Genomic DNA, 6,838 nt, shown 5'->3' with positions numbered 1-6,838 from the left:
TGTTCAAATGGCGATTCAGCGTTTAATTGGTTTTGGGAAAAAAGAAGAGTTTAAGGAAATTTTGGCAATTTTAAGAAAGCAGAATCCTGATAGGATAAGGGTTCTGTGAAATTTGTCGTGTACAGAGAATAAACACATAGTATTTATTAAGTATTTTTCTGCTTCCAAAAATCATATAGCTCATGATCACAGTTTGGCTTTAACTGACTAAAACTCAACCCTTGCTGTTCATGTGGTTCAAGTCTTAATTTTTCGGCAATCTCTGCTGTAGATAAACCATAGGCTTCTGCATCAGCATTTGAATAAGCATATACAATTTTTTCAACTCCAGCCATTCGCAGAGCCGCCAAACACATTGGACATGGTTGTCCGCTCGCATAAACGATACAGTCCTTCAAAGACGTCGTATTTAAATTTTGGGCGGCTTGTCTTAATGCATTTAACTCGGCATGAGATGTCGGATCGCCCGAGATTAATATTTCATTCACCCCTGTACTCACCACAGCACCATGCTTAACGATCACAGCACCAAATGGTCGGCCACCTTGCTCAATATTTTCTTTCGCAAGTTGAATCGCAAGTTCTATAAACGCATGATCCGTCATAAATACGCCCAATTATTGTCAATATAAAGAGTTAGCCCATTATGCCAATACAGGAACATCAATCCATAACGCCTCTGGAAAGAGTTTGGCTAAATATGCTTTTAAATATTCAGCAGTATCTTTAGAAATCAATGCATCTTGCGATTCATCATTTAAATTATAAGCCAGTGCATAAAGTGCCAAGCCACGACTTTTTAGTGCTTCCAAACTTAAAATCGTATGGTTAATGCTGCCCAAACGACCTGATGTCACCAAAATAACGGGATATTGTTTCTCTACAACATAGTCGATGGTTAAAAGATCCGTGGTTAATGGCACCATCAACCCACCCGCACCTTCGAGTAAAACATTGTCATATTTTTCAGTTAAACGTTTTGTCGCGTATTCGATTTTAGCAAAATCAATGTCACGTCCATCGATTTTGGTGGCGAGATGTGGCGATGCAGGATAACTAAATATTTCAGGCATCGTGAGTTTGGTTTCATCTTCGACCAACAACCCTGTACCCATAATTTGACGATGTTGTTCTATATCCTCAGAAATATCGACATTGCCTGTTTGGATCAACTTTTGCGTGATCGTTCGCGCCCCTTGTTCATTCCATATTTTAGCCAAATAGCCCGTGGTATATGTTTTCCCGATGCCTGTATCGATCCCACTAATGAAATAAACTTGCCCTGTCATGGCATTCTCCGTGCAATACAAAAAATCGGATGATAGGTCAGTGCATAACGCATCTGCCCTGATTCATCACGCAAAGAAAACTGTTGATATGCTGAATAAAAATCAAAGAGCGATTTTTTCGTCCAACGAAAATGTGAGGTTGTCGCAGTCACACCTGTCGCTTTTAAATGCTGCAAAACCTGCTTTGGATGATCAAAATATAATGCCGCTGTCTGCTCTGAAAGATGCAGAATTTCAAAACCATTTTGACTTAATATGATTTGAAGCATATCAACATCGAGGTAGTCCAAACCCTGCCCAGTCAAAGCTTTTATTTCCTGTAAATTCTGCTGCCCAAAGGTCGAAAAACAAAAATATGCCTCTGGATTTAAACTTTGAAAGGCTTTCTCAACAATGCCCGCTAAGTTCCCTACCCATTGCAAAGCCGAACTAGATGCGATCAAGTCGATATGCTGTGGAAATTCAAGTTGTTCGATATCTCCAAGTCTGTACTGAATCTGCGGACTTGACTGAAAATGCTGTTGAATTTCTGCATATAGATCATTTAAAACCAAACGATTGATTTGCATATTTTCCAGCATTAAATGGCTTAAATTCCCCGAGCCACATCCAATTTCAAAAACCGTTTCTATAGGATGATTTTGCAACTTTGAACAATACTGCTGCATCAACTCAAATAAATGTTGAGCAATCTCTTTTTGTACAACGGCATGTTCAGCATAGCTGTGCCCTGCCTGAGCAAAGCGTAACGCCACTTGGGATTTATCAATCTCAAAATTATTCACAAGTCACTCACAACAATTGAGTCAACTGATCAAGATCTGTTTGTGTAATCTGAGCAGTGAGTGAAATGCGTAAGCGCGAACTATGCTGCGGCACAGTGGGTGGACGTACAGGCATGATATAAAAACCTGCCGCTTGCAAAGCTTGAGCCTTGGCAACTGTTTTATTCGACTCGCCAATAATGACGGGCACAATATGTGATGTAGATGGACAATCAAAACCTTTAGCTTGCACAGCTTGCTGCAAACTTTGACTGATTTGTTGTAAATGGTGACGCTCTTCTTTTAAATTTAAAACGTTCTTGAAAATAAAATCTGTCCAAGCCATACAGATCGGGGGCTGTGCAGTACTAAAAATCAACGGTCGCATCGAGTTAATCAAATAGTCACGAATAATCGCATGACAGATGAGATACCCCCCTATTGAAGCCAGTGCTTTACCAAATGTCCCGACTAAAAGATCAATATCATCAATCACTTGATATTGTTCAGCACAGCCTAAACCACGCTCACCGCGCACACCGATTGCATGTGCCTCATCGACATACAACATCACTTTGGGAAATTGTTTTTTGATCCTTACCAGTTCAGCCAAATCGGTTTCATCACCATCCATACTGAAAATCGATTCAGTCACCACAATGATCCGCTCAAAAGCCTCATCTTCATGATATTTGCATAAAAGCTGAGAAAGATGCGCCAAATCATTATGGCGATAACGTACATATTTCGCACTCGATAATCGGATGCCATCAATCAAACTGGCATGAATTAACTTATCCGCCAATATCAAGGTTTTACTGTCTGCCAGTGCAGGTAAAATCCCGATATTCATGTGATAGCCGCTGTTAAATAACAGTGCAGATCGACCATGAAAGGCATCACTTAATGTTGATTCAAGTTGTTCATATTCAGAAAAGTTTCCTGTCAATAAACGCGATGAGGATGAACTCATCCAACGCTGTGCGTTCGGGGTTTCATCAAAGAATTGTTCACGTAGATGTAGGTTTGAAGCCAAACCTAAATAGTCATTTGACGCTAAATTCAACATGGTATGATCGTGAATACTAATGTAACGATCATGCTGATGATTCGAAGTGAACTGACGTAAGTTGCCTTGCTGTTTCAGTTGATCAAGTTGATCTGAAAAATGGCTAAGCAGATTCATACCGACTGCACCATGTTTTTCACCACCTCAACCATTTGTTCTAGCAAAATTTTTAATTCATACTCAGAAATAATATAGGGTGGCATCACATAAACCAGTTTCCCAAATGGACGAATCCAAATACCACGACGAACAAACTCCTGTTGTAGCGTTTTCATATCGACATTAAAGGTCAATTCCACCACACCAATTGCACCAAGTATTCGTACATCTTTGACATGTTCAAGCGATGAAAGTGCTAGTAAATGAAACTTCAATTGAGCTTCGATACGTCGAATATTGGCTTGCCAATCTTGAGAAAGTAGCAGTTCGGTACTTTTTACAGCCACAGCACATGCCAACGGATTTGCCATAAAGGTTGGGCCATGCATAAACACACCAGCTTCGCCTTGGCTGATCGTATTCGCAACTTTCTGCGTGGTTAGAGTTGCAGACAAGGTCATATAACCGCCTGTCAGTCCTTTACCAATGCACATAATATCTGGCTCAACTGCGGCCCATTCCCAAGCAAAGAGTTTTCCTGTACGCCCGAAACCTGTCGCGATCTCATCGAAGATCAGCAAGATATTGTATTTTTCGCAGAGTAATTTAGCTTGACGTAAATATTCAGGATGGTAGAAACGCATGCCTCCTGCACCTTGCACAATCGGCTCTAGAATCAATCCCGCAACATTTTCATGCTGTTCAGAGACAGTCTTTTCTAGTTCAGCAATATCCGCAGGATTCCACGCTTGGTCAAAGCCAACTTGCGGCGCAGGAACAAAAATTCGATTTGGCAAACTTGGGCCAAAAATTTGATGCATCCCTGTCACTGGATCACACACAGACATCGCATTCCAAGTGTCGCCATGATAGCCAGAACGTGGTGTGATAAAATTGGTTTTATTCGGTTGATGCAAAGACGCCCAATACTGCACTGCCATTTTCAAGGCTACTTCGACAGCAACCGAACCTGAATCGGCAAAGAAGATTTTATCTAAACTGGGCGGTGTGATTTTTAACAGTAATTTAGCCAGTTGAATCGCGGGATCATGTGTCAATCCACCGAACATGATATGTGACATCTGTTGCAGTTGATCGGTCACTGCCTGATTTAGCTCGGGATGGTTATAACCATGAATTGCACACCACCATGAAGACATACCGTCAATCAATTGACGACCATCTTCAAGCTCAATCATTACCCCTTGCGCACGTTTCACTTTAAACGTTGGAAGGGGCTGAGTCATCGATGTATAGGGATGCCAAATATGCTGCTGATCAAATTGTAGATCGGTTAAATTGGCCATCCCTCACTCCATGTATCAGGCTTAAACATCAATGTGGCAAGATGTTAAACCCACGGCAAGGAAAAATAAATTGCCATAAAGCCCAGCTATTCAGAGATTTGTTCTATTTTCTTTAAATATTGGCAGATTTTGCAACTTATGACTTCAGATTGAAACAATGGAAAGCCATGTGAGCCAGAAACCAATTCACTCTCCAAAAACTTTACAGCTAAATTACGCAGTAAGCGTTCAACTTTGTAACTAACTAAAAAATCTTGCTTAGCAAACAAATGGTATTGATGACCAGTGTAATTTTTCAAGATACTGACATTATTAAGCTTCTCCAAACAGTTCAATCCTGCTCGAAGCACATCTAAATTTTGCGCTTGAATCAAACTTTGCAAGGTGATGAAATCTTGCTTGCTGCTATCAGTGCCCTGACAAACCATATAACCAAACTTTTTTAGGGTCGAAATTGCATCCTGCTCGAAAGATTGTTTGAAGCTTTGAAAACTGGTTTGATCCATCGCAGCAGGCCACTGTTCATGAGCCACAAAACTTGGATTTGAGCCAAGTGTGATCAGCACTTTTTGTTGTTGATATTTTTTTTGAATTTCATCTACCAAAATCGTCGCCAATTGACCACCAAGAGACCAGCCAATAATCACATCAAATTGCTGCGCCAATTCAACTTTCTGTTCCAGCACTGCTAGATTTAAGGCATCAAAAATATTCCATAATTCGACCTGATAACCTTGGGTGATCAATGCCTGCTGTAAAGGAGCAAGTAATTTACGACCTCCGCCCCATCCAGTAATAAGTAAAATCTGTTGTTTCAATGCAAACTCTAAAATTAAACGATTCCAAATAGTATAAAAGTTCAGAGCACGTTTGATAGTGGCATTTCAGCACATCAACCGATTTGCCAAAAGACATTCGAAATCTACTTCAATAAATATAAAATCAGCTAGCCTACAGCGCTTTAAAATTTGCTAAGATCAGATAAAGAACAATATAAACTGATGCTCTATGAAAGTTTCTTCATTGCTAAAAATCTGTTTCATGACATGTGCTTTAATAGCAACTACCCAAATCACAGTTGCTGAAACATCAATACTCAGCACCAATCAAAACAAACAAAAACAATGGGTAGGCACACCCGCACCCAACTTTAAATTGCAAGATCAAAATGGAAAATGGCACGAACTGAAGCAATATCAAGGGAAATGGCTTGTTCTGTACTTTTACCCCAAAGACAACTCACCCGGTTGTACAGAAGAAGCCAATCAATTTAAAACCCTATATCCACAATTTTTAAAAAGTAATGCTGTTGTTTTGGGCGCAAGCTTAGATGATGTTGCATCACATCAAAAATTCTCTAAATCACTCGGACTTCCCTTTCCAATTCTTGCCGATCAACAACATAAACTGGCGACACAGTTAGGTATTGTACGAAACTTAGGGATTTTGAAAGTTGCCAAACGTGAAACCTTTCTGATTGATCCGAAAGGCATTATTGTGTATCACTACAGTAGTGTGAATACACAGACACATGCGGCGCAAGTTTTGGCAGATATCAAAAAACTACAACAATAGTTTTCATGGTCCAATAAAAAACCCAGCAGAAGCTGGGTTTATTTTGATATTTTTTAAATTACATTTGAGACTGAATATAGTTTGGAAGACCAATGAGTTCGATCAAACGCATTTGCTTTTCAAGCCAGTAGGTATGATCTTCTTCAGTATCTGACATTTGCTGACGGAGCATATCACGGGTCACATAGTCACCCTTTTCTTCACACAATTTTACGCCTTGAGCAAGTTTCTCACGAACATGATATTCAAGCGCCAAATCCGCTTTTAAACAAGTCACAACGTCTGTACCGACTTCAATATCATCACGATTCATATTCGGCGTTCCTTCAAGGAACAATACGCGACGAATCAATGCATCTGCATGTGAGCCTTCTTCTTGGCTTTCATGATCGATACGTTCAAAGATTTTACTTAAGCCCCAATCTTCATACATACGGGAATGAATTAAGTATTGATCACGAGCAGCCAGTTCGCCACCGATCAGCATATTTAAGTAGTCTACGACTTCTGGATTGCCACGCATTTTCTTCACTCCATACCCTTTTCAAATATTATGGACAAGTTTCAAAATGAATGCAAAATATAATTTTTGTAAGTTTATGATTTATCTTTGTACACGACAAAAAAAGATAACTCATTGAAATAATGGCATAATACTTGTTTTCTGACGACGAATATGATGACACATTTCAATGAGTTACATCTCATCTTAAACAAATATCTAAAGTGGAACAA

The 6,838-nt window shown here is 39.7% G+C and carries 8 protein-coding genes; 1 reads left to right on the top strand and 7 read right to left on the bottom strand.

Annotated features, from left to right (window positions below; all coding sequences use genetic code 11):
• Nucleotides 1-146: 146 nt before the first annotated feature.
• The 6 genes from FTV50_RS16285 to FTV50_RS16260 form a co-directional block, all read right to left on the bottom strand.
• Nucleotides 147-605 carry a nucleoside deaminase gene (locus tag FTV50_RS16285; protein ID WP_180025080.1) on the bottom strand — a complete coding sequence of 153 codons (459 nt, stop codon included), beginning with the start codon at nucleotides 603-605 and terminating at the stop codon, nucleotides 147-149.
• A gap of 39 nt (nucleotides 606-644) precedes the next feature.
• Nucleotides 645-1,289 (bottom strand): dethiobiotin synthase, encoded by a 645-nt coding sequence (gene bioD, locus FTV50_RS16280; RefSeq protein WP_180025079.1) that lies wholly within the window; start codon nucleotides 1,287-1,289, stop codon nucleotides 645-647.
• The gene (gene bioC / locus FTV50_RS16275; protein WP_180025078.1) at nucleotides 1,286-2,074 is read right to left on the bottom strand and encodes a malonyl-ACP O-methyltransferase BioC; all 789 of its coding nucleotides are present in this window, start codon (nucleotides 2,072-2,074) and stop codon (nucleotides 1,286-1,288) included. The genes bioD and bioC overlap by 4 nt, the downstream gene beginning before the upstream one ends.
• 7 nt (nucleotides 2,075-2,081) lie before the next feature.
• Nucleotides 2,082-3,239 carry an 8-amino-7-oxononanoate synthase gene (locus tag FTV50_RS16270; protein ID WP_180025077.1) on the bottom strand — a complete coding sequence of 386 codons (1,158 nt, stop codon included), beginning with the start codon at nucleotides 3,237-3,239 and terminating at the stop codon, nucleotides 2,082-2,084.
• Nucleotides 3,236-4,528 (bottom strand): adenosylmethionine--8-amino-7-oxononanoate transaminase, encoded by a 1,293-nt coding sequence (bioA, locus tag FTV50_RS16265; RefSeq protein ID WP_180025076.1) that lies wholly within the window; start codon nucleotides 4,526-4,528, stop codon nucleotides 3,236-3,238. The genes FTV50_RS16270 and bioA overlap by 4 nt, the downstream gene beginning before the upstream one ends.
• 86 nt (nucleotides 4,529-4,614) lie before the next feature.
• On the bottom strand, nucleotides 4,615-5,346 hold the full coding sequence (locus FTV50_RS16260) for a YqiA/YcfP family alpha/beta fold hydrolase (RefSeq protein WP_180025075.1): 732 nt from the start codon (nucleotides 5,344-5,346) through the stop codon (nucleotides 4,615-4,617).
• 223 nt (nucleotides 5,347-5,569) lie between these two features.
• Between FTV50_RS16260 and FTV50_RS16255 the strand changes: the two genes are divergently transcribed.
• Complete coding sequence (locus FTV50_RS16255; RefSeq protein ID WP_373683699.1) at nucleotides 5,570-6,103, top strand: peroxiredoxin; 534 nt, start codon at nucleotides 5,570-5,572, stop codon at nucleotides 6,101-6,103.
• A 58-nt stretch (nucleotides 6,104-6,161) separates the two neighbouring features.
• On the opposite strand, the gene bfr is transcribed toward FTV50_RS16255, so the two are convergent.
• A complete protein-coding gene (gene bfr, locus FTV50_RS16250; RefSeq protein WP_067762676.1) occupies nucleotides 6,162-6,626 on the bottom strand; it encodes a bacterioferritin in 465 nt (154 codons plus the stop codon).
• Nucleotides 6,627-6,838: the final 212 nt, after the last annotated feature.

The organism is Acinetobacter sp. YH1901134, from assembly GCF_013416965.1.
Lineage (GTDB): Bacteria > Pseudomonadota > Gammaproteobacteria > Pseudomonadales > Moraxellaceae > Acinetobacter > Acinetobacter amyesii.
Note: the sequence above shows the minus strand (reverse complement) of the source record. Positions and strands in the feature narration are given on the sequence as shown.

Coding starts and splice junctions, on each gene's coding strand:
- bfr (WP_067762676.1), bottom strand. CDS start 6,626: ATGCGTGGCAATCCAGAAGTCGTAGACTACTTAAATATGCTGATCGGT.
- bioA (WP_180025076.1), bottom strand. CDS start 4,528: ATGGCCAATTTAACCGATCTACAATTTGATCAGCAGCATATTTGGCAT.
- bioD (WP_180025079.1), bottom strand. CDS start 1,289: ATGACAGGGCAAGTTTATTTCATTAGTGGGATCGATACAGGCATCGGG.
- FTV50_RS16270 (WP_180025077.1), bottom strand. CDS start 3,239: ATGAATCTGCTTAGCCATTTTTCAGATCAACTTGATCAACTGAAACAG.
- FTV50_RS16255 (WP_373683699.1), top strand. CDS start 5,570: ATGACATGTGCTTTAATAGCAACTACCCAAATCACAGTTGCTGAAACA.
- FTV50_RS16285 (WP_180025080.1), bottom strand. CDS start 605: ATGACGGATCATGCGTTTATAGAACTTGCGATTCAACTTGCGAAAGAA.